The organism is Niabella aquatica, from assembly GCF_054779315.1.
The window spans coordinates 211,254-234,572 of the sequence record NZ_BAAGYM010000038.1; the positions used below are offsets into that span (position 1 = coordinate 211,254).

A 23,319-nucleotide genomic window follows, 5' to 3' on the forward strand; every position below is an offset into this window, starting at 1 on the left:
ATCTTTTCTTTAAAACATCGTCAAAAATGGCATTACTTATCTAAAAAAATGCCCACCTTCTGAAATTTCAATGAATAGATTTGTTTAAACAAACTAACATCTTTATTGTTTTTGTTTGAATATTTTGAATGTGGACCAATGTTGCTGATCTATCAGGTAAATTTTGTTCTATGGCTTTCTTTTTGAAAAAATTAAGGTATAAATTCATGCTAACTGTCGTTAGTATTATAGGTTCTTTGTTCTATACAACGGTGGTATATGCGCAAACCAGCGATACGTTATCATTGTATAACGCTACATTACCGGGCATTATTGATTATGCGCTGGCTAACCAGCCCGGCGTAAAACAGGCGGAGATCAATCAGGATATTACCGATCTGCAAATAAAAAACAGACTGGCCGACTGGTACCCGCAGCTTAATTTTAATTATAATTATCAACGGAATTTTGAATTGCCGGTGAATATTATTGGAGGAAACCAGGTGCGCTTTGGTGTGTTCAATACTTCTGCTCTTCAGCTTACCGCAACACAAAATATTTTCAATCGCGATGCCCTGCTGGCCAGCCGGACACAACAGGACGTAAGGCTTGTGGCAGCCACTCAAACAGAAAATGCAAAGATCAACCTGGTAGCGAATGTTTCTAAAAATTTTTATGATTTATTAGCCACAGAGCAACAGAGAAAAATAACCGAAGCCAATATTATAATGCTCTCGCGTGGCCTGAAAGATGCCCGTGCCCGTTACGATGCCGGTGTTGCTGATAAAACCGACTATCAGCGTGCTACGATAGCCCTGAACAATGTCATGGCTTCCAAGAAAGAAATTGAAGAGGCGCTGAATGCCAAGATCGCTAATTTAAAGTTCCTGATCAACTATCCGGAAGAAAAAGAATTATCCCTGCAATACGACAGTGCTATGCTGGAACAGGAAATTTACCTGGATACCTTACAGCCTGCCAGCTATACCAAAAGGGTAGAATATCAGCAACTGCAGGCTCAGCTCCGGCTGCAGGAAGCCAATGTGCGTTATAATAAATGGAGCTATTTACCTACTGTTTCCGCTAACGGCGCTTATATACGAAACTTTTTGAATGATAATTTTGCAAAGCTTTATAATCAGAGCTTTCCGAATTCCTATGCGGTGCTAACATTGGGCTTTCCTATTTTCCAGGGCGGCAAGCGTAAAAATAACGTTGTGATTGCAGAAAGGCAGGTGGACCAGACCAGGCTTGAGCTGACCAATTTTGTAAACCAGGCAGGCAGCGAGTATAAGACCGCTATGTCCCGGTACCGGGCCAGTATGGCTAATTACCGGGCGTTAAAAGAAAATATGGAGCTGGCCGCCGAAGTACACCGCATTATCGAACTGCAATACCGGGAGGGTATAAAAACTTATCTGGAACTAATTACGGCGCAAACAGATCTTCAGGCTGCACAGATCAATTATTTCAATGCAGTGTACGGCCTGCTCAGCAGTAAGATAGATGTGCAAAAAGCAGAAGGAACCATTTACGTAAAATAATAAAGCAAACGAAAATATATACAGATGATCACTACAAGGTTTTCAATATGCTCACTTTTATTATTGTCACTATTCGCCTGTAAAAGCAAGGAGCAGGCCCCCGCGGCCGCACTCAATATGGCCATTCCGGTTAAAGTAGTGAAGGTGTCCGAAAGCGGTAATGCCACTTATTATGATGAGTACCCGGCCACACTGGTGCCGCTGAATCAGTCTGAGATCAGGCCGCAGGTTACGGGTTATATTACCGGCATCCATTTCAAGGACGGGGATAAAGTAGCTAAAGGCCAGAAACTATACACTATTGACCAGCAAACCTACCAGGCCAATTACCAGGCGGCCCTGGCACAGGTAGCGGTGCAGGAAACCAATGTAATCAAGGCCCAGAAAGATGCCGAGCGTTATCATGCTTTGGATAAGCAGGATGCGATAGCCAGGCAGCAGGTGGATTATGCAGATGCTGCACTAGCTGCGGCACAAAAGCAGCTGGCTGCTGCCAAAGCCCAGGCCAATGCAGTACGGGCTAATGTGAGTTTTGCAACTATATATGCACCTTTTAGCGGAACTATTGGTATTTCACAGGTGCGCCTGGGAACTTCGGTTGTTGCCGGTCAAACTATATTAAATACGGTATCTACCGATAACCCGATGGCGGCAGATTTTGTAGTAGATCAAAAAGAGATTTACAGGTTCTCTAAGCTACAGAACAGCCGGAATATGATTGACTCCACTTTTTCGCTGGCCTTTGGCGAAGAAGTATATCCTCAGTATGGTAAAATTCAGATCATCGACAGGGCGGTTGATCCTCAAACAGGCGCTATTAAGGTAAGGCTGGTTTTTCCTAATAATAATCACCTGCTTAAAGCCGGGATGAGCGGAACGGTAAGGGTGTTGAATGCCGCATCTTCCCGTTCTACAATGATCCCTTATAAAGCCGTTACCGAGCAGTTGGGTGAATTCTTTGTATACGTGGTGGGCGATAGCAGCAAGGTTTCCCAGCGCAGGGTTTCTTTAAGCACGCAAATAGGTTCCAATGTTTTAATCAGGGAAGGGCTGCAGCCTGGTGAAACCATCGTCGTAGAAGGAGTGCAGAATCTTAGGGAAGGGGCTGTTGTTACCGCCGACACATCAAATGTTAAGAAATAAGTTGATAGAGTATGGAGAACTGGCAATGCTCAATCATTCTCTGATACAAAAAATAAGCAGCTGGTATTGCAGGTACCATGTATATGACGGGAACCGTTATTTGTTAACTGCCAGCTGTCATCTAAAATACACTTCATGATCGCAGACGTATTTATAAAAAGGCCGGTAACAGCAATCGTTATTTCAATTGTTATTGTATTGGTAGGTGTTATTAGTTTGATCAACCTGCCTGTGGCCCAGTATCCGGATATTTCTCCGCCCACTGTTTCTGTATCAGGCAACTATACCGGCGCCGATGCGCAAACGGTAGAGCAAACTACTACAACTGCTATTGAAACCCAGATCAACGGTACGCCCGGCATGACCTACATGACGAGCAATAGTACCAGCAGCGGGCAAAGCAGCATCACCGTAAACTTTGAAGTAGGTACCGATATTAATATTGCTACCCTTGATGTGCAAAACCGTACCAGTGTGGCGGAGCCTACCTTGCCGGATGCCCTGAAAAGGCTGGGTCTTACGGTTCGTAAGCGTAATCCAAGCATTATGATGGTGCTGGCGTTTTATTCTCCTAAAGGTTCACACGATGCTACTTTTATAGGCAATTATGTAAATCTTTATGTAAAAGATGCCCTGTTGCGTGTAAAAGGTGTAGGCGATATCTTTTCCCGCGCTGATGACTTTAGTATGAGGGTATGGCTTAACCCCGAAAAGATGGCTGCCCTTGGTATTACACCCGCGGAAGTAAACGCCGCTTTGCAGGAGCAGAACCTGCAGGTAGCTGCAGGAACCGTAGGGGGCAACCCGCAGCAGGACCAGCAAACATTTGAATACAGTGTGCTAACCAACAGCCGTATCAATACCCCTGCGCAGTTTGAGAACATAGTAGTACGTACCAGGCCGGCCGATGGCAGCCTGGTGTACCTGAAAGACGTGGCTAAAGTAGAGCTGGGTAAGTTTGATTACAGTGGCAATGCTTTTGTGAACGGCAGTCCTTCAGCATTCTTGTTGATATACCAGGCGCCGGGCGCTAATACCCTGAGTACTTATGAAGGCATCATGAAAACGCTGGAACAAATGCGCCCCGCATTTCCAAAAGATATTGACTTCTCTATTCCTAACGAATCTGCAACGGTAGTAAAAGTATCTATCAACGAAGTTTTGCATACACTGGTAGAAGCGCTTATACTGGTAGTACTGGTAGTTTTCTTATTCCTGCAAAGCTGGAGGGCAACTTTAATACCGGTATTGGCTATTCCGGTATCGCTAATAGGAACTTTTATCTTTTTTAACCTGTTGGGTTTTACGGTCAACACGTTGACCTTATTCGCTTTTGTATTGGCTATTGGAATTGTGGTAGACGATGCTATTGTGGTGGTTGAGGCCATCCAGCATCATATAGACCACGGGATGACGCCAAAAGCTGCTACGATTAAGGCCATGAAAGAAATATCAGCGCCGGTAATTGCCATTGCATTGATACTGGCGGCAGTGTTTGTGCCGGTAGGATTTATTCCCGGTATTGTAGGGCGGTTATACCAGCAATTCGCTATCACTATAGCTATTTCGGTGTTATTGTCTGCATTTGTAGCCTTATCGCTTACACCTGCTTTATGTATGCTGATGTTAAAACCGGCCAAAACCAATCCTGAAAAAATGAACTGGCTGGAGCGGTTCTTTTATCGCTTTAACAGGTGGTTTAATAAAGTATCCAGGGGATATACCAGGGCTGTAGGAACCTGGATCCGCCGCACACCTTATGTGCTGGTGATGATGATTGTGCTGGTGATAGGGCTGGTATTTTTATTTAAAGTTAAACCTACCGGCTTTATACCAACTGAAGATGAAGGTAGAATGTTTGTAACTTACGAAATGCCAGAGGCTACCAGCACCACCCGCAATATCGCTATGATGAAGGACATCATGGGAAGGGTACAAAAAATTCCCGAAGTAGAAACTGTGGGTGGTATTGCCGGCTTAAATATCATCAGCTTTAGTACCAAGTCGAATGTAGGTACTATGTTTGTACGTCTGAAACCCTGGGCCGAAAGAAAAGGGAAAGGAAAGGATGTGCAGGCTGTGATCGGTAAAATTATGGGCGCAACCAGCGATATAAGAGAGGCGAGGGTACTCCCTATTGCGCCCCCTGCCATTCCGGGGCTCGGCGCTACGGCCGGTTTCTCTTTCCAGTTACAGCAAAAAGGAACTACCGATAATATTAAGCAGTTTGAAGCAGTGGCAAATAAATTCCTGCAGCAGCTAAATGCACAACCTGCTATTGGCAGGGCTTATACCTTTTTCAATGCGCGCACGCCCAGTTACCAGGTAGATGTAAATAAAGAGCAGGCCAAGAAAATGGGTGTGAATGTAGCTGAGGCCTATACAACACTTTCTAACTTTTTAGGCAGCAGCTATGTAAATGATTTTAATCTTTACGGACGCAATTTCCGTGTAATGACGCAGGCGGAAAGTGTTTACAGAGGTTCCCTGGAAAGCCTGAGTGGTTTTTATGTACGTAACAGCCTGGGGGGTATGGTGCCCTTGAGCAATTTGATCACTACCAAAGTGATCGAAGCTCCTGCGGTGATCTCGCATTACAACGGGTACCGGTCTGTGGAAATAAATGGTACGCCTAAAGACGGTTATAGCAGTGGCCAGGCCATTGAAGCATTGAGAGAAGTGGCTAAAACCCTGCCTGCGGGTTACGGTTTTGAGTTTTCGGGAATGAGCCGTGAGGAAATTGCTGCGGGAGGGCAGCAAACCACCATTTTTGCCATTTCTATTATATTTGTGTTCCTGTTCCTGGCAGCCCTGTATGAAAGCTGGAGCATACCCTTCTCCGTATTATTGGCCGTGCCGATCGGGGCGTTTGGCTCTATTCTTACATTAATTCTTTTACCCAAGCTATCTAATAATGTATATGCTCAGATTGGATTGATCACATTAATAGGCCTGGCTGCAAAAAATGCCATTTTGATTGTGGAATTTGCCAAAGAAAGGGTAGACAGCGGCACTGATATTATACCTGCTACATTAAAAGCGGTACGGCTGCGTTTACGGCCGATTATCATGACATCGCTCGCGTTTATATTAGGAGTGGTGCCATTAATGATGGCTACGGGAGCTGCATCGGTAAGCCGTAATACTATCGGCTGGACAGTTTTTGGCGGAATGCTGGCTGCTACCTCACTCGCTATATTTGTAGTTCCTGTATTGTATGTTCTCATAACAAAGATCAGTTATCGTAAAAAAGTTAAAATAGAAAAGCATTAAAATATAGTTCCCTGGAATATGAATAGCCGGACTGTCCGGGTTCGGGCTATTTTTACAGGCTGACAGGTGTTTTGATCAGTGCAGCAGCCGGGTTACGAAAAAGGTGCTTGAAGAAATCTGTTAAAAATAAAATTGAAATACTGAGTTTAATCCCCATCTTTGTGAAAATTTTTTAACATGCCCTCCCCGTATGGCATTATAAAAAGAAACCAATAGTGCTTCTGTGCGGGAAGAAGCATAACGAATTATTTTTAGATGGCAGTACCACAAAAACCTACTTTTAACCGTCCGCCTGGGGCGGGTGGCCCTTACAGGCCGGGAGGCAACAAACCAAAAGGAAACTTTAGAGGGCGCTTACCACAAAAAGAAGCTGAACACCGGATTAATCATCACATCAGGGTACCACAGGTAAGACTTGTGGGCGATAATGTAGAAGTGGGCGTATATGCTACGCAGGAAGCTTTAAAGATCGCCCAGCAGCAGGAGCTGGACCTGGTGGAAATTTCTCCCACTGCAGACCCTCCCGTGTGTAAGATTGTTGATTATAATAAATTTCTTTACGATAAGAAGAAGAAGGAAAAAGAGATGAAGGCGAAAAGTAAAGCTACCGAGATCAAAGAGATCCGCTTTACGCCTAATACAGATGATCATGACTTTGATTTTAAAGCCAAACATGCCGAAGGCTTTTTGAAAGAAGGAAATAAAGTAAAAGCCTATGTCCAGTTTAAAGGCCGTGCCATACAGTTTCAGGACAGGGGGCAGCTGTTGCTTTTAAAATTTGCTGAAAGGCTGGCAGAATTTGGTTCATTAGAAAATATGCCAAAGCTCGAAGGCCGCCGGATGCTGGCTATGATTGCTCCTAAAGCAGCGAAGAAGAAATAATATTTCAAAATTTAATTGAAGCATTTGCTCCTTTTTGTTCTTGCATGAATATTGCTCACCTTATAATGACATACACGCTCCCTCATTTGACGGAACGATTGATTAGAAATCTGAGCCATCCGGGGTTTGATTTTTTTATTCATGTGGATAAAAAGAAAGATATCAGACCTTATTTATATCTGGCAGGTTTACCTAATGTTTTTCTTATTAAAAATCGGGAAGATGTAAGATGGGCAGGATATAATACCATTTTGGCAACTTTTAAATGTATCCGGGAAATTTGCAGTACAGGTAAGAAGTATCAGTATATTAATTTTTTAAGTGGCCAGGATTATCCGCTTAAATCAGCGAATTTTATTTTTGAGTTTTTTAAGAAAAATATAGGAAAAGAGTTTCTTTCCTATAAAGACTATGTACATGAGTGGCCGGAAGGATTAAAGAGGGTGAAAAAATATTCATTGGTAAATTTTCGCTTTCGCGGAATGTATAAACTGGAAAAATTGATAAACAGTATATTGCCTTGCAGGTCTTTGCCCTATAACTATCATCCGTATGGGAATTCCATGTTTTGGATGTTAAGCCCTGAATGCGCCATGTATGTTACTGATAAAATAATGACCGATAAGAAGCTGAATACTTATTTTAAATACACCTGGGGATCGGACGAGTTTGCATTTCAGACAGTGTTGCTCAATTCTGAATATCGGAACAAAATTATTAATAACAACTACAGGTATATTGATTGGTCAGGAGGTGGCAGCCATCCTAAAATACTGGGTATAGAAGATGCAGAAAAGCTGCAATCAACTCCAATGCTGTTTGGGAGAAAATTTGATTGTAATGCTGATACGCGAATTTTAGATGTTATTGACAATATGATCAAGCATGGCTAAACTATTACAAATAAAAACATTTAAGGATTCGCGCGGAATATTAACGGTTCTGGATTCTGTGGTGCCTTTTGATATAAAAAGGCTTTTCTACATTTATGGTGTTGACAGCTCCGATAGAGGCGGACACAGGCATCATACTACCCGGCAGGCTGCCATTTGTATTCAGGGGAGTTGTATCATTACAAACCACAATGGTAACACCAGGGAAGTTTTTGAATTGAATGATCCCGAAAAATGCCTGATACTGGAGCCGGAAGATTGGCATGTGATGCACGATTTTACTCCTGACGCGATCCTGCTTGTGCTGGCCTCTACTGCTTTTGATCCATCAGATTATATTTATGAGCCCTACAATAACGATACCTTACGAGAACCTAAAAGTTCTTAATCAAAGCTTTGAAGATAGTTTCAGAATAAAATTCAATGAATTTATTTCCAGGGGCTGGTACATTTTAGGGCAGGAAGTACAAATCTTCGAAAATGCTTTTGCATCCTGGCATAATATTCCGTTTGCTGTAGGTGTTGCCAGTGGACTTGATGCACTCATATTGCCGCTTAAAAATCATAATTTTCCTGCTGGCAGCGAGGTGCTGGTTCCCTCAAATACCTATATCGCTACCATACTTTCTATTGTTCATTGCGGATTAGTTCCTGTACTGGTGGAGCCGGATATACTCACGTATAATATAGATTCAAAAATTGTTGAAAAATATATTACAAAGAAGACGGTTGCTTTAATGATAGTGCATTTATACGGGCAATGTTGTGAAATGAACCCATTACTCACTCTGTCGGAAAAATATGATCTTTTAGTAATTGAAGATTGTGCACAGGCTCATGGAGCACGGTATAAAGGTCAGTTAGCAGGTACTTTCGGGCAATATGGCGCCTTTAGCTTTTACCCTACAAAAAATCTGGGCGCCCTGGGAGATGCAGGTGCCATTCTATGTAAAACACCCGGTCATGCAGAGCAGCTGAAAAAGCTCCGTAACTATGGTTCTGGTGTAAAATATTATAATGAAGTAGTTGGATATAACTCAAGGCTCGATGAAATTCAGGCTGCTTTCCTGAATATCAAGCTTAATTATCTGAATGATATTAATGAGCATAAGCGAAAGCTGGCTGATATTTATTTTGAAAACCTGGATTCCCGGTATATATTACCCTATAGGCACGAAGACTATTTTAATGTGTATCACATATTTAATATCAGGCATAAGGAAAGGGACCGGTTAAAAGATTTTCTTGCAGCAAATGGCATCGGCACAGAAATTCATTATCCCGAGCCGCCACATTATCAAAAGGCATTGAGATCTGTGTTAAAGGGGCAACGTTTTCCTGTTTCCGAAGAAATTCATAAGACCACTCTAAGTCTGCCCTGCTCCTACGCTCATTCTCCCCAGGACATTTACAGGGTTGTTGAAGTGCTTAACAGGTTTGAATAGGTTTTCCTGAAAATGCGGGGTCGCTGAGGATTGCGTATTCAAAAATTAATTGAGAAAATTATCATTTTCCTGAGAAAAAGCTCATTTTGTAACCCTTGAACTTTCCTGAAGTTTAATACCAGTCTGGGTTTTACACTTTCAGGGAAACGCTTGCTACTTAAGCAAAAGTCCAAAAAATATTCATGTGTGTCCTGTCCGGAGGGAAGCTGGCTAACACGGTTATGTGTTCAGTTTTTTAGATTTAATATTTTGGTTCTTTGTCTTTGCTTTAAGATTCAATTTTCTTCCGAAAAAAAGAATACAAAATAGGTACAGATTTTTTGACGGGAAAAATAAATGCACTATTTTTGTCTACTAAATAAGTAGACTAATTCTGTCAACCACCGGCAGTGTCAATTTTAACTATAAAATCAACATGAAACGTTTAAGACACGCTGCAATTTTATTGCAGGAATGTGCTGTTAAGCACCAGGTGGAAATTGCATTTGAATTGCCGGTTTCCGGAAATTCCATCTCGCACTGTTGTTGCATCTGTAATAGGTAAACAACCTGTTTTACATCTTATTATATATCGGATCTTGATCTTTTGATGTTAGCAAAAGGCATCTTTATTACCTGCCTGTAATAATCATTGGTTGATTATGCGGTGTGGGAAAGGAGTGTTTTTTTCTACATCGGTTATTATTTTCTAACTGACAACTGACGTGAGTCGCTTATGGGGAAGCTATGTCCTTTCTGTAATAGGGTGGCCACAAAATATTACTGAAATGTTTATAAAAACTAATAAAATACTAAATACAGGACTGCTGTGTTTATTCGTATCTCTGCTTCATGGCGTGTTATATGCTCAAAATCCGGCAACCATTAATTCAGTTTTGGAAGGCACGGTCACGGACGAAACCACCGGCCTTCCTTTAGAAGGAGCCAATATTATTATTGAAGGTGTTACCAACCAAACCACCACCAATGCCAAAGGGCAGTTTATACTGCGTACGGGGCAAAAGTTTCCCTACAATATTATTATAACTTTTGTTGGATATGAAAAGCAGGTAGTAGTAGCCAATGGCTCCCCGGTAGCAGTTAGATTAAAGCCTACAGGAAGTAACTTAGATGATGTGGTTGTGGTGGGATATGGAACGCAGAAGAGAAAGGATTTTACAGGTTCCCTGGCTTCAGTACCTTCTACCCTTAAAGAGCAATTAACGTCGTCTCCGGAACGACTGTTGCAGGGATCTGTAACAGGAGTTCAGGTAACCCAGGCAAACGGGCAACCCGGGGCAAGTGTTTCTATAAGGATCAGAGGAGGAACTTCTATAAACGCAGGTAATGAGCCGTTGTATGTAATTGACGGTCTTCCTGTTTACAACAGCGATGAAACCGTTAATGCTGGTGTAAGTAATGGTACATCAATAAATCCGCTTGCGTTGATCAATCCATCGGATATAGAGTCAATTGATGTTTTAAAGGACGCTTCAGCAACGGCTATTTATGGCTCGCGTGGGGCTAATGGTGTAGTGATTATTACTACCAAAAATGGATCACGTGGGGGATACCAAATTGAGTATAACGGCTCCTATGGCGTGCAGCAGGTATCTAAAACTATTGATATGCTAAATGGCCGGCAATGGGGCGAACTTAAGAACGATGCATTGCAGGGTGCCGGTAAGTCGCCACTATACACAAGGGCACAATTGGATAGCTTAGGAGTAGGAACTGACTGGCAGGCGGCGGTTTTTAGAAAGGCCTCTATTCAAAACCATAGTGTTTCGTTATCTGCAGGGAACGAACGCTCAAGAATATTATTGTCCGGCAGTTATCTGAATCAGGATGGTATTATTATCAATACAGGATTTGAAAGATATTCTTTGAGGTTGAATACTGATTATAATTTGAGCGAAAAATTTAAAGTAGGAGCAAATGTGAGTTATGGATATACCAAAGCAGTATTAGCACCTGGCAATATTGTTTATAACACACTGGCAATGGTGCCCGTTGTGCCTGTGAGGGATGGCGAAGGAAATTTTACAGAAAGCAGTGCATTCGGCTCTACAATATCAAATCCTATTGCAACATTAACGCTTCAAACAAATTCAACAAACACAGGTAGGTTGCTGACAAATACTTTTGCTGAGTATTCGTTGTTTAAGGGTCTTACAATAAGGTCTTCCTTTGGAACGGATATTATTAATAATAAGCAAAATTATTATCTGCCATCCGAGTTGTATGAAAGCGCAGTAGGAGGCAGGGCTTCTGTCGGCTCTTTATCTACTATAAACTGGATCAATGAGAACACATTAAATTATAAAACAACCTTTAATAGGGCTCATAACCTTGAAGTGCTGGTGGGTAATACCCAGCAAAAGTCGGCAACAGAAATCTTTGCTGCAAATGCTTCCAATTTTGTGACAGATGCATATACATACAATAACCTTGGCGCAGCATCCGTATTTTTAGCCCCGGCTTCCAATAAGATAGAATGGGCGTTGAAATCGTACCTGGCAAGGGCAAATTATGGATATGATAACAGGTACCTGCTTACGCTTACAGCCAGGGCCGACGGATCATCCAGGTTTGGAAAAAATAATAAGTGGGGCACATTCCCGTCTGCCGCATTTGCCTGGAATATAGGTAACGAAAAATTCTTTGAGGATATAAATTCAATCAGCGCCCTTAAGCTGAGGGCTAGTGCAGGAGTAACCGGGAACCAGGAAATAGAAGCGTATCGTTCATTAGCAAGATTATCCAATTATCAGTATTCTTTTGCAAATACTGTAGTGAATGGATTGGCTACAAGCAGTTTCGCCAACCCCGATCTTACCTGGGAAAAAACGTCCCAATATAACCTGGGTATTGATGTTGAATTTTTTTCCGGCAGGATCCAGTTAACTACAGACTTATACTATAAAAGAACTTCCGACCTATTGTTAGAAGTACCTGTGCCTTACTCGTCCAGCCTTGTAAGCGCTTTTCAAAACCTGGGAATTGTCAGGAACAAAGGGCTTGAGATAAATGCCAGAACCATAAATACAAATGGTGCCTTTAAGTGGGCGTCAAACATTCTTTTTTCATTAAACAGGAATAAGATTTTGAGCCTTGGTGGTGATGCCGACTACTTTTTTATAACCGATCCCGGAGCGCCAACGTTATTGCCCACACAAATTATCAAGGTAGGAGAGTCTGTGGGTGCTTTTTATATGTACCAGGCAGATGGGGTTAACCCCGAAACAGGCTTACAAAAGTATAAAGATCAAAATGATGATGGCAACATAACGGCAGACTATGACAGGGTGATTGCAGGAAGCTCGCAGCCCAAATTTCTTGCAAGCCTTCTGAACACCTTCAGCTACAAAGGCTTTGATCTTTCCATATTCTTAAACGCTTCGTATGGAAACAGGGTATTTAACTGGACCCGGGCTAACCTGGAGTTAGGAACAGGTTATACCGGGGCTGTTGCAACATTGCTGGACAGATGGACTCCCATAAATACTATCACGAACATGCATAAAGCTATCGAAAACCCTTCTGTAACTATTTCTGACAGGTTTTTAGAAGATGCCTCTTTCCTGCGTGTAAAGAACATAACGTTGGGCTATAGTATCCCTCAAAGCGTTTTGTCTAAAATAAGATTTAAATCAACAAGAGTTTTCGTTCAGGCTAATAACCTTACTACATGGACAAAATATACCGGTTACGACCCCGAAGTAAATACGAATGAACAAAATTCACTTAGTACAGGCATTGACAGGTCGGCATATCCCAATGCCCAATCATTTGTAGCAGGCCTAAATATTAAATTTTAAACGATCATGAAATTAATATATACAAAGATTTTAGTTCTTATAACTGCTTTTTCATCCTGTGTTAAGTTGGATGAAGTGCCGCGATCTTTTATTTCTCCGGACCAGTTTTACAAAACTGCCGGTGATGCTGTTTCCGCAGTAAATTCCATTTACTATCCAATGGTAGATAACACCACAGGTGCGCAACCTATTTATAACAGGTTACTGAATACGGGTATGGATTATATGACAGATGATCTGGATGCCGGCCCGGGTTCTCCCAATGCAGAAGTAAGGGCGCTTGCTAATTTAACTCATGCATCAACCAACCTGCGCGTACTACAAATATGGACACAACACTACGAAGGCATTAACAGGGCAAATGTGGCTTTGGAAAAAATCCCCGGTATTGAAATGGATGCAGGTTTGAAAAACCGGCTGTTAGGAGAAGCTTCTTTTTTAAGAGCCTTTTACTATTTTAATCTGGTTCGTTTTTATGGAGCAGTTCCACTTTTGTTGACCGACCAAACTATGCTTTCCGTACAGGAGCTTAAAGTTCCCAGAACCCCTGTTGATGAAGTGTACGCGCAAATTATTAAAGATCTGGAAGCTGCGGGCAACTACTTTACCAATGGAACTGCCGGCGAAGCAGGACGTCCAACTCAGGGATCGTCTGTGGCGCTGCTTTCGAAGGTTTATCTTACCAGGAGAGATTGGTCTAATGCCATTAAATATGCAGAAGCGGTTATTAATGGCCCTTTTGGCTATGATTTATTTGAGGACTACACGCATGTTTTTTTACCGGCATATAAGAACGGGAAAGAACATATTTTTTCAGCCCAGATAAAGGGAAGTTCAATAAGTACGGGGCATTTAGTTACACCAACCGATATAAGGGCTGGTGTTCCGGGGTTAAGAGGTTCGTATGGAACACAACTTACTACTTACAAGAACGGCAACGACAACTTTTTTACCTTGTATAAGGTATACTCGGAAAGAGATAAAAGAAAAAGAGTTTCGTTTGTTACTTATTATGTAAGTCCAACCAACGGGCAAAAATATTTTACGCTTAATGCGCCTGGGGACTCGGTCCCTTACGTTAATAAAAGTTGGGATCCCAATTATTCTGCTACCGGTAATTCTGATGCTAATGCAAACATCCTTCGTTTTGCCGAAATATTGTTGATACATGCCGAAGCAGAAAATGAGCTTAACGGGCCTACTCAAAAGGCGTATGTTGCAATAAACCGTGTTCGTCAAAGAGCGGGTATTGGCAATCTTCCGGCAGGCTTAACCAAAGACCAGTTCCGGGATTCTGTTTACCTCGAGCGAAGGTTAGAACTGATAGCAGAGTACCACCGGTATTTTGATTTGATAAGAGAAACCGGTGCAGAAACTACAGGCGTTGGCCCCGAAGGAAAGGGAATATTATTAAAATGCCTGAACCTGGTGGGTAAGACCAACGTAAAGGCGAGACATTATCTCTATCCTATACCACAAAGCGAAATTGACAGGAATCCCAAATTAAAGCAGAACCCCGGGTGGGAATAAAATTTTAAACATCCTAAATAAATATTGAAATGAAAAAGATGATACCGCTTGTACTGTTTGCTGTCATCCTGTTTAATGCAATGGCAGCAATTGCGCAGTCCAATAACGATGCTGAAGCATTTAAAGGCGTTATAGGAAAAACACTGGCAGAGTCCAAAGAATATTTTCCCGAAAAGAAAAAAGCTCCTAAGGGAGCGCCCAACATAATTGTCTTTTTGATAGATGATGCGGGCTATGGTACATCCAGTGCTTTTGGCGGCCTAATGGAGACTCCTGTGTTGGATAGCCTTGCAAACAATGGATTACGCTATACCAATTTTCATTCAACAGGAGTTTGTTCTCCTACCAGAGCAGCGCTGTTAACCGGGCGAAACCATCATTCTGTTCATATGGGCACATTAAACTACTCATCATTAGGTTTCCCGGGCTATGATGCCAGGATGCCGGCTAATAAGGCTACAATAGCCGAGGTATTACGCGAAAATAATTATAGCAATTTTGCTGTAGGCAAATACCATGTGGCACCGATTGATGAAATAACGGCCATAGGGCCTTATGATAGATGGGCTGTAGGCAGAGGCTTCGATCACTTTTACGGTTTTCAGTTAGGACATACAGATCAGTATCATCCTAACCTGTATGAAGATACCAGAGCTATAGATGTAGAACCTAATAAAACGCACCTCACTACATTATTAGCAAATAAAGCAATCAACTATATCGCTAATCAAAAATCTATAGCGCCTGAAAAGCCATTCTTCCTGTATTTTGCAACAGGCGCCATTCATTCTCCTCACCAGGTAGACAAAGAATGGAGTGATTTATATAAAGGAAAGTTTGATAAAGGCTGGGACTGGTACAGGGAGGAAGTTTTTGCCAGGCAAAAAAAGTTAGGGGTTATACCTGCCAGCGCTGTATTGCCTGATAGGGATCCTACAGTTAAAGCCTGGGAAAGCCTTACGCCAAAACAAAAAAAAGTATATGCAAGATTTATGGAAGTGTATGCCGGCTTCCTCACTCATGCTGATTATGAATTTGGAAGAATACTCAATTATCTAAAAGAAATCGGACAGGATAAAAATACACTGGTACTTGCTATAATTGGTGATAATGGGTCAAGTCATGGACCGCAAAACGGCAGTTTCAATGGATATATTAGCTCTTTGAATGAAGAAGAACAAATTGAGGAACTATATAAAAATATTGATAAGATGGGAACAGCGCATTCTTTTTCAGATGCTCCTGCAGGATGGACCCAGGCTACTAATACGCCATTCAGGCTATGGAAAGCGGACCCCAATAGTGAAGGGGGAACACATCAGCCATTGATTGTTCATTATCCGAATGGTAATTTGGAGAAAGGCGGTATTCGCAACCAGTATGGTCATGTAATTGATATAGCACCTACTCTTTACGAAATAGTAAATGCACAGGTTCCGGAAGTAATTAAAGGCGTAAAGCAGGCGCCAATTGAAGGCACCAGCTTAGCTTATTCTTTAAACGAGGCAAATGCAGCCAACAGGCATACCATTCAATACTATGAATTGTTTGGTAAAAGAGCTATTGTTAAAGATGGTTGGAAAGCTTCTGTTTTTCATAAGCCGGGAACATCTTTTAACGATGATGTATGGGAATTATACAATCTGAATGAAGATTTTAATGAGCGTATTGATTTAGCTAAAAAGTTTCCTGCAAAATTGAAAGAATTACAGGCAGTTTTTGATGGGGAAGCAAAAAAGTATAACGTATATCCTTTGCATGACAGGTTGTTCGCTTCTTCTTTTGGAAGCCTGATCGGTGGCCGTAAACGCAGCCCCTGGGGAGAAGAGAAGCGAATTGTTTTATATCCGGGTATCGAACAGTTTTTAACGTTAACAGGTCCCCAGTTTCAAAACGAGGCATTCTCGATCACAGCAGATATTGACCTGAGGTCTGCAAATGATCAGGGTGTGTTATTTTCAACGGGCTCTGAGTTTGACGGGCTAAGCCTTTTCGTAAAAGATAACAAATTTTATGCTGCGCATAATACAGGTGGTATAGTAAAGCATCTTGAATCTGATATTAATGTGCCTTTAGGGAAGGTTAAGCTGAAGTTTCAATTTAATTTTGAGAAACCTCAAAATGCCCGTAAAGGAACACCAGCCGGTACGGAAGTGCTTTATATTAACGACACAAAAGTGGCGGAACGAAACATAACTTTTGAAGAGGGGCTTATCGGTATATATAAGGATGGAATAGATGTAGGCGCCGATAGAAATTCGCCGGTTTCCGATAAGTATGCAGCGCCGTTTACTTTTAGCGGAAAATTGAACAAGGTAATTATAGATTACCATTAAGAGGTTTAAGATATCTTATGGTAAATATGGGAAAGCTATTTTTAATTCTGCTGGTTTGGTGGCAGTGTTTCTTCTCCTTTTCTCCTGCAAACTCCGGAGAGAGGATGAGGACAATCACCTGTTCTGCAAAAAGCCGTCAGGTAGAAAAGCATTGTTGACACGAAGGTTTGATGTAGGGCGGATTACAGATGCCAGTACCGACATGGCTAAAATGGTGCTGGTCAAAGGGGCTCTTTTCCATAGGATCTGATGACCCTAAAAATCATAATGCTGCACCGGTACATAAAGTATCTGTATCTGATTTTTATATGGATGCATGAGGTTGCCAATGTACAGTTTGCGGCTTTTGTAAATGCTACTGGCTATATTACTGTGGCCAAACAAGCGCTTAACTCCGGGGATTTTCCCAATGTTTCCGAAGATCTGGTAGTGTCTGGCGCTGCCGTATTTTCTCCGCCGGAAAAACTTGCTTCGCTGACCGATCCGTTACAATGGTGGAAGTATATACAGAGTGCTAACTGGGCAGCCAAAGGGTACATTCCTGGGTTAGAAATTCATTATTATAAAACAACCCCGGTATATAGAAATATATGCCGGGGTTGCTACTATTTTCTCCATTGAGGATTTTGCGAAACACTTTCCTAGACTCAATTATTTATCAATATATTTCCCTTCTTTTTCAAGCTCTTCAATAAACAGCTTCCAGCCGGCTTCTATTCTTTTGAAATTTTCTTTTCTTTCGGCTACAGCGCCCGTTTGCCGAAAGCTTTCATCTGCACCTAATACAACACCCTGTGGGTGGCCGCTCCAAATGTACCATTTTGATTCCATCACAAAGGGCAGCTCATTTTTACCATTGTAGTCGTAATATAAAATAGGTGCATTTTCTATACTGCCTGTAGCGGGCCTAAATGCTTTTAGAACAACGGCCAGGGTGTCAAAAAAAATCTCCGCATTCAATGCGGAGATGCCGGAATATAGAATATCTGTAATAGCGTTAAATAATGTCCATAGCCTTTACAAAAAAAGTAGTCACAAAAGGCAGGATGAGCGTAAGCCAGGGCCAGTGCGTAAAGCAGGCAAAGATGAATGCAAAAGCAGACACCAAAAATAAAACCCACATTAAACCTTTATTTTTTGTACCAGATGACATATTTATTGTTTTGCTGCAAATTTAAGAGATGAACATTGAAGCATAAAATTTTTTTAAGCAGGGTATAACAAACAAGGTGGGGTTAAAATTTATGAGGAATATACAATTAGAGCCCGATATGCTTATTGAACAGGTTGTAATGTCTAAGCGGTATTATAAACAACAGCAAAAATGTATGCAACTGGTAAATTAATGCCGGTTATAAACTTTATTTTTGAAATATAGTGATAATGATTATTTTCGTTTTGTGTATATTGTACACAATAATGACATAACGGTTGAAGCGATGAAATTTGTTTTTTATTTAAAATATCATACCCGGTTTGGAGAGCGTTTGGCTATAACTGCTGATTTTTCAGGGCCCGGATACATGGAGATGCAGTATTTTAATGATGAGTACTGGAAATTTGAAATAGATATTGACAGCGCGCTTATTCCTCAGAAAACGCTGACCTACAGATATACTTTCAAAACTGCAGAAGGAGTGGTAATAGATGAGTTTCAGCAGCCGCGCCGGTTGGTTATTGACGGGGAGGTTGATATTCTGAAGATTTATGATACCTGGAATTATGCGGGGGCTATAGCAAATACTTTCTATACTTCGCCTTTTCAGGAGGTATTGCTCCCCAGGCATAAGGTTGTTGAAACCGCACTTCTCAACGAGGTTACCCATCTTTTTAAGGTAAAAGCACCCTTAATAGGCACGAACGAAGTGATCTGTATTTTAGGCGATGAAGAGGGGTTGAACAGCTGGGATGTGAACCGTCCTGTTCTTTTGGAATATGATGGTGAGCAATGGTGTGCAGGGCTTAACCTTACAAATGCCAGGTTCCCGCTGGCGTATAAATATGGTATATATAATAAAGAAAAGAATGAATTTGTAAGATTTGAGGATGGAGGTAACCGGGTATGCTTTGAGCCGGCATTCATAAATGAAAGGACTATACTACAGGATGGATTTGTAAACCTGCCTGATGACACATGGCGCGGCTGTGGTATTGCTATTCCTGTATTTAGTTTAAGAAGTAAGAACGGATTGGGTGTAGGAGAGTTTACCGACCTTAAACTGCTGGTCGACTGGGCGGTTAAAACAGGGTTGAAGCTGATACAGATCCTTCCTGTTAACGATACCACGGCAACGCATACCTGGGTAGACTCGTACCCTTATGCTGCCATATCTGCCTTTGCTTTGCACCCGGTTTATATAAACCTGGAAGCTATTGATGGCAAGAAAAGTAAAGAATGGACCGCCTCTTTAAAGAACAGGCGTAAACAGTTGAATGAACTGGCTCATATAGACTACGAAGCTGTTATGGAATGTAAAATGACCGCTTTACAGGAGTTGTTTGATGAGAACGGCAGCGATTGTATGGAATCGCAGGATTATAAAGACTTTTTTGAAAGAAACCGGAATTGGTTAAAGCCTTATGCCGCATTCTGTTACCTGCGTGATAAGTTTGCCTCTCCTAATCCTGCCGACTGGGGTACAGAAGCTATTTATGAAGCGCATCAGGTAGATGCGTTCTTTAAAAAAGAGCGTATTGCGCTTCAGCAGGTTCAGTTCTATTGTTATATTCAGTATCAGCTGCATCTGCAATTAAGCGATGCAGTGAGCTATGCTCATAAAAAGGGCATTGTGATGAAAGGCGATATACCTATTGGTGTATATCGTTACGGGTGCGATGCCTGGGTGGCTCCGGAATTATACAATATGCAATGGCAGGCTGGTGCACCACCAGACGATTTTGCTGTTAAAGGGCAGAACTGGGGATTCCCTACATATAATTGGGAGCAAATGCAGCAGGACGGTTTTTCGTGGTGGCGTGAGCGCTTTAAGCAAATGAGCTGCTATTTTGATGCATTCCGGATTGATCATATACTCGGATTTTTTAGAATATGGAGTATCCCCCTTCATGCAGTGCAGGGAATCATGGGAAGATTTGATCCCTGCATACCGGTACATATCAGCGAATTGGGAGAGCAGGGGATATGGTTTGATTATGAGCGGTTTTGTATGCCTTATATTACCGATGAGATCTTATGGGAGCTATTCCGTGAAAAAGCAGAAGAGGTGAAGCAGCAGTTTTTGCAGAAGCATGGCCCCCATCAGTATATATTGCTTTCCCGGTTCGACACGCAAAAGAAAGTAGAGGCTTATTTTAAAGAACGAACAGATGCAGAAAGCATACAACTGCGTAACGGCTTATACGATCTGATCAGCAATGTAATTTTATTTGAACAGGAAGGATCTGCTCAAACGGCTTTCCATTTCAGGATAGCGCTCGATCAAACCAGCTCCTTTCATCATTTGCCACCACAGATCAGGGAGAAGCTGTGGCATCTTTATATTGATTATTTCTACCGCAGGCAAAATGACTTCTGGAAAAATGAATCGCTCAAAAAACTGCCCCGGCTGAAAGCTGTAACCAATATGCTCGTATGCGGGGAAGACCTTGGAATGGTTCCGGACAGCGTGCCGGGAGTGATGAAGCAACTGGGCATTTTAAGCCTCGAAATACAAAGAATGCCCAAACAGCAGGGCGCTGCATTTTTTAATCCTGCCCGGGCACCTTATCTGTCGGTAGTAACACCTTCTACACATGATATGAGTACCATACGCGGCTGGTGGCAGGAAGACCGGAATATTACGCAGCAATTTTATAATACCGAATTGGGCCAAAGCGGTGCAGCACCCTATTTCTGCGAGCCCTGGATCAACAGGGCTATTGTGCTGCAGCATTTATATTCGCCTGCTATGTGGAGCATTTTCCAGCTGCAGGATCTTTTAGGCATGAGTGCTACATTACGCCGCGAAAATCCGGAAGATGAACGCATCAACATCCCCGCTAATCCGCAACACTACTGGCGATACCGTATGCACCTTACCCTGGAGCAGTTGCTGAAGGAGAAAGATTTTAATGAAGAGCTGAAAGGCTATGTCGTGAACAGCGGGAGGTAGCTGTGTTGTTATGAGTAAAAAAACAAATACTCAATACGCAATGTTCAATAAGTTAATGCTCAATGCTACTTTGATGAATATTGATTATTTTTTTAGCATTCAATTTCATGAAGAATAACTTACCGGCAGTTTAATAATTTCCTTCTCCTTTGCCACCTTCTACTATAGCCACGCTGGCGCTGCATCCCAGACGGGTAGCGCCGGCTTCTACCAGTTGCCTCGCAAATGTATAGTCGCGTATACCGCCGCTGGCCTTAATGCCGGTGCCTTGCGGCAGATGTTTCTTAAACAATTCAACAGCATGCACGCTGGCTCCTTTTTCTGCGTACCCGGTGGAAGTTTTCAGGTAGTCGATGCCTGCGGCACCATACAGCTCACAGCATTTGATAATCTCATCATCGGTAAGCACACCGCTTTCAATAATGATTTTAACGGTTTTTCCTTTTTCTTTTATCAGGGGAATTAAATGGTTGACCTCGTTAGCCAGGTATTGCCAGTCGTTGTTTTTCAGAGCGATCAGGTTAATAACAATATCCAGCTCATCGGCCCCATCTACAATGGCCAGCAACACTTCAGCCAGCTTGGCCTCTATAGCGGAGTAACCAAACGGAAAGCCGATAACGGTACATGTTTTCACCGGGCTGCCCTGTAATAATTCTTTTGTTTTCTTCACAAATGGAGGCGGCACACACGCAGATGCAAAGCCATATTGCCGGGCTTCCGCACAAACTTTTTCAATGTCGCTTACTAAAGCAGTAGGCTTCAAAATGGTATGGTCAATGTATGAATTGAGCTGCATAAAGAATAATTTATGCATCAAATGTAAGGTATGATTGGTAAAAATATCTTTTACCAAAGATTTGATGTATAACATTTTTTGAGGATCGCATATCATTCGCTGGGTCTACCGTTTGGACGGCTGGAGCGGATTGAGAAAAGTTCCTGTTCCCGGAGGGTATGGCAGACTGGGCAGGCATTGAAAGAAGGATGAAGGGAGAGGACCGCAAATTGCTGGCTTTATAATTATGAAACCGGTTTGAAAATCACCATTGCAATAAACCACTTCCGTATACCAGTCATCGGCGAAAGGAAATATCGAAAACCTGGATACTCCAAATTTTCACATTTGATTGACGCGCTTATTGGTAACTTCAATGCTGAATTAAATACGAAAATTATGGATACGCTACAACAACTTAAAGACGAATTAAGAGAAGAATATGCGATTACTAAAAAATTCCTGAATGAATTTCCTGAAGGGAAGAATGATTATGCGCCACATCCTAAAAGTATGAAACTGATGCCGCTTGCCCAGCATATTACAGAAGTGTTTGGCTGGGCACCCATTATTTTAAAAACAGAAGTGCTTGATTTTGCTGATGGCGAGCGGCCTGCACCATTTGAAACCAGGCAGCAACTGCTGGAAGAGCTGGAAAAGAATTATGCCGCATCTGTAGAAGTATTGAACGGAGTAACAGAAGCGGCCCTGGAACCTAACTGGGCTCTTGCCTATAAAGGTCAGAAACTGGCAGAATGGACCAAGTATGGAGCGATCAGGCATTCGCTCAACCAGGTAACGCACCATCGTGCACAATTAGGTGTTTATTACAGGCTTAATGATATTAAGGTGCCCGGCAGCTATGGCCCTTCAGCGGATGAGCATAGCTTCTGATGTTATGATGTATTTAATATATCTTTTTAAATGAATAGCGTTGATTTAGAATGAATTTATCAATTGCTGTTTGATATTTGTTTTTTGTTCTTAAATTGCCCGTCCAAATTTTTTTGAATTAAATAATAAAATTAAGCACTATGATTAAAATGCAGGTTATTGGCCGCCTGGGCAGGGATTGTTTGGTAAATAATGTAAATGGAAGAAGTGTAATCAATTTTACGGTGGCACATTCTGAAAGATACAAAGATAACCAGGGTATTCAGCAGGAAAAAACCGTATGGGTGGATTGTGCCTACTGGACCGACAGGACCGCTATCGCACCTTATTTGATAAAAGGAACACAGGTTTTTGTTGAAGGCCAGCCTGAAGTGAGAACTTTTACCAAAAATGATGGATCGGCCGGTGCTGCATTATCTATGCGTGTTCGTGAAGTGCAGCTTTTAGGCAGCAAAGCCGATGGCACATCACAGGGTGGCGGTAATTATTCGGCACCGGCATCCGGTACCTCTTCGTCTATGCCTGCCGGCAGTTCTTCAGCAAATTCTTTTGAAGAACCGCCTGTAGATGATCTGCCTTTTTAAACTACCGGATATGATTAAAGCCCCGCGTTTGATAGCGGGGCTTTGTTATGAAGAATACCTATGTGGTTATAAGCTGCATTCAGGCATTAAAATGGAAAACTTCTTCCCGGTGGTATTACCTCCTGC

The 23,319-nt window shown here is 42.1% G+C and carries 17 protein-coding genes; 14 read left to right on the plus strand and 3 right to left on the minus strand.

What is annotated here, in order from left to right; translation table 11 throughout:
- Positions 1-170 precede the first annotated feature (170 nt).
- The 11 genes from ACYVBM_RS20595 (at position 171) to ACYVBM_RS20645 (ending at position 17,446) form a co-directional block, all read left to right on the plus strand.
- The gene (locus ACYVBM_RS20595; RefSeq protein ID WP_460687587.1) at positions 171-1,523 is read left to right on the plus strand and encodes a TolC family protein; all 1,353 of its coding nucleotides are present in this window, start codon (positions 171-173) and stop codon (positions 1,521-1,523) included.
- 24 nt (positions 1,524-1,547) lie between these two features.
- Positions 1,548-2,666, plus strand: coding sequence for an efflux RND transporter periplasmic adaptor subunit (locus tag ACYVBM_RS20600; protein WP_460687588.1), 1,119 nt, complete (start codon positions 1,548-1,550; stop codon positions 2,664-2,666).
- Positions 2,667-2,801: 135 nt separating this feature from the next.
- The gene (locus ACYVBM_RS20605; protein WP_460687589.1) at positions 2,802-5,939 is read left to right on the plus strand and encodes an efflux RND transporter permease subunit; all 3,138 of its coding nucleotides are present in this window, start codon (positions 2,802-2,804) and stop codon (positions 5,937-5,939) included.
- Between the two features lie 255 nt (positions 5,940-6,194).
- Positions 6,195-6,821, plus strand: coding sequence for a translation initiation factor IF-3 (gene infC / locus ACYVBM_RS20610; protein WP_460687590.1), 627 nt, complete (start codon positions 6,195-6,197; stop codon positions 6,819-6,821).
- Between the two features lie 44 nt (positions 6,822-6,865).
- Complete coding sequence (locus ACYVBM_RS20615; protein WP_460687591.1) at positions 6,866-7,714, plus strand: beta-1,6-N-acetylglucosaminyltransferase; 849 nt, start codon at positions 6,866-6,868, stop codon at positions 7,712-7,714.
- On the plus strand, positions 7,707-8,102 hold the full coding sequence (locus ACYVBM_RS20620; protein WP_460687592.1) for a sugar 3,4-ketoisomerase: 396 nt from the start codon (positions 7,707-7,709) through the stop codon (positions 8,100-8,102). The genes ACYVBM_RS20615 and ACYVBM_RS20620 overlap by 8 nt, the downstream gene beginning before the upstream one ends.
- Positions 8,056-9,159, plus strand: a complete 1,104-nt coding sequence (locus ACYVBM_RS20625; protein ID WP_460687593.1) for a DegT/DnrJ/EryC1/StrS family aminotransferase — start codon at positions 8,056-8,058, stop codon at positions 9,157-9,159. Before ACYVBM_RS20620 ends, ACYVBM_RS20625 begins: the two co-directional genes overlap by 47 nt.
- 767 nt (positions 9,160-9,926) lie before the next feature.
- Positions 9,927-12,959 (plus strand): SusC/RagA family TonB-linked outer membrane protein, encoded by a 3,033-nt coding sequence (locus ACYVBM_RS20630; RefSeq protein WP_460687594.1) that lies wholly within the window; start codon positions 9,927-9,929, stop codon positions 12,957-12,959.
- A 6-nt stretch (positions 12,960-12,965) separates the two neighbouring features.
- Complete coding sequence (locus ACYVBM_RS20635) at positions 12,966-14,489, plus strand: RagB/SusD family nutrient uptake outer membrane protein (protein WP_460687595.1); 1,524 nt, start codon at positions 12,966-12,968, stop codon at positions 14,487-14,489.
- Between the two features lie 29 nt (positions 14,490-14,518).
- Positions 14,519-16,825 carry an arylsulfatase gene (locus ACYVBM_RS20640; RefSeq protein ID WP_460687596.1) on the plus strand — a complete coding sequence of 769 codons (2,307 nt, stop codon included), beginning with the start codon at positions 14,519-14,521 and terminating at the stop codon, positions 16,823-16,825.
- Positions 16,826-17,074: 249 nt separating this feature from the next.
- Positions 17,075-17,446, plus strand: coding sequence for a hypothetical protein (locus ACYVBM_RS20645; protein WP_460687597.1), 372 nt, complete (start codon positions 17,075-17,077; stop codon positions 17,444-17,446).
- A gap of 30 nt (positions 17,447-17,476) precedes the next feature.
- Here ACYVBM_RS20645 and ACYVBM_RS20650 read toward each other — a convergent pair whose 3' ends face one another.
- Together ACYVBM_RS20650 and ACYVBM_RS20655 are read right to left on the minus strand one after the other, a co-directional pair.
- On the minus strand, positions 17,477-17,785 hold the full coding sequence (locus ACYVBM_RS20650) for a hypothetical protein (RefSeq protein WP_460687598.1): 309 nt from the start codon (positions 17,783-17,785) through the stop codon (positions 17,477-17,479).
- Between the two features lie 37 nt (positions 17,786-17,822).
- Positions 17,823-17,948 (minus strand): hypothetical protein, encoded by a 126-nt coding sequence (locus ACYVBM_RS20655; protein WP_460687599.1) that lies wholly within the window; start codon positions 17,946-17,948, stop codon positions 17,823-17,825.
- A 244-nt stretch (positions 17,949-18,192) separates the two neighbouring features.
- Between ACYVBM_RS20655 and ACYVBM_RS20660 the strand changes: the two genes are divergently transcribed.
- Positions 18,193-20,937, plus strand: a complete 2,745-nt coding sequence (locus tag ACYVBM_RS20660) for a 4-alpha-glucanotransferase (protein ID WP_460687600.1) — start codon at positions 18,193-18,195, stop codon at positions 20,935-20,937.
- 130 nt (positions 20,938-21,067) lie between these two features.
- Here ACYVBM_RS20660 and deoC read toward each other — a convergent pair whose 3' ends face one another.
- Complete coding sequence (gene deoC, locus ACYVBM_RS20665; RefSeq protein WP_460687601.1) at positions 21,068-21,811, minus strand: deoxyribose-phosphate aldolase; 744 nt, start codon at positions 21,809-21,811, stop codon at positions 21,068-21,070.
- A gap of 303 nt (positions 21,812-22,114) precedes the next feature.
- Here deoC and ACYVBM_RS20670 point away from each other — a divergent pair, with 303 nt between their 5' ends.
- Together ACYVBM_RS20670 and ACYVBM_RS20675 are read left to right on the plus strand one after the other, a co-directional pair.
- The gene (locus ACYVBM_RS20670) at positions 22,115-22,609 is read left to right on the plus strand and encodes a DinB family protein (protein ID WP_460687602.1); all 495 of its coding nucleotides are present in this window, start codon (positions 22,115-22,117) and stop codon (positions 22,607-22,609) included.
- 140 nt (positions 22,610-22,749) lie between these two features.
- The gene (locus ACYVBM_RS20675) at positions 22,750-23,193 is read left to right on the plus strand and encodes a single-stranded DNA-binding protein (protein WP_460687603.1); all 444 of its coding nucleotides are present in this window, start codon (positions 22,750-22,752) and stop codon (positions 23,191-23,193) included.
- Positions 23,194-23,319: the final 126 nt, after the last annotated feature.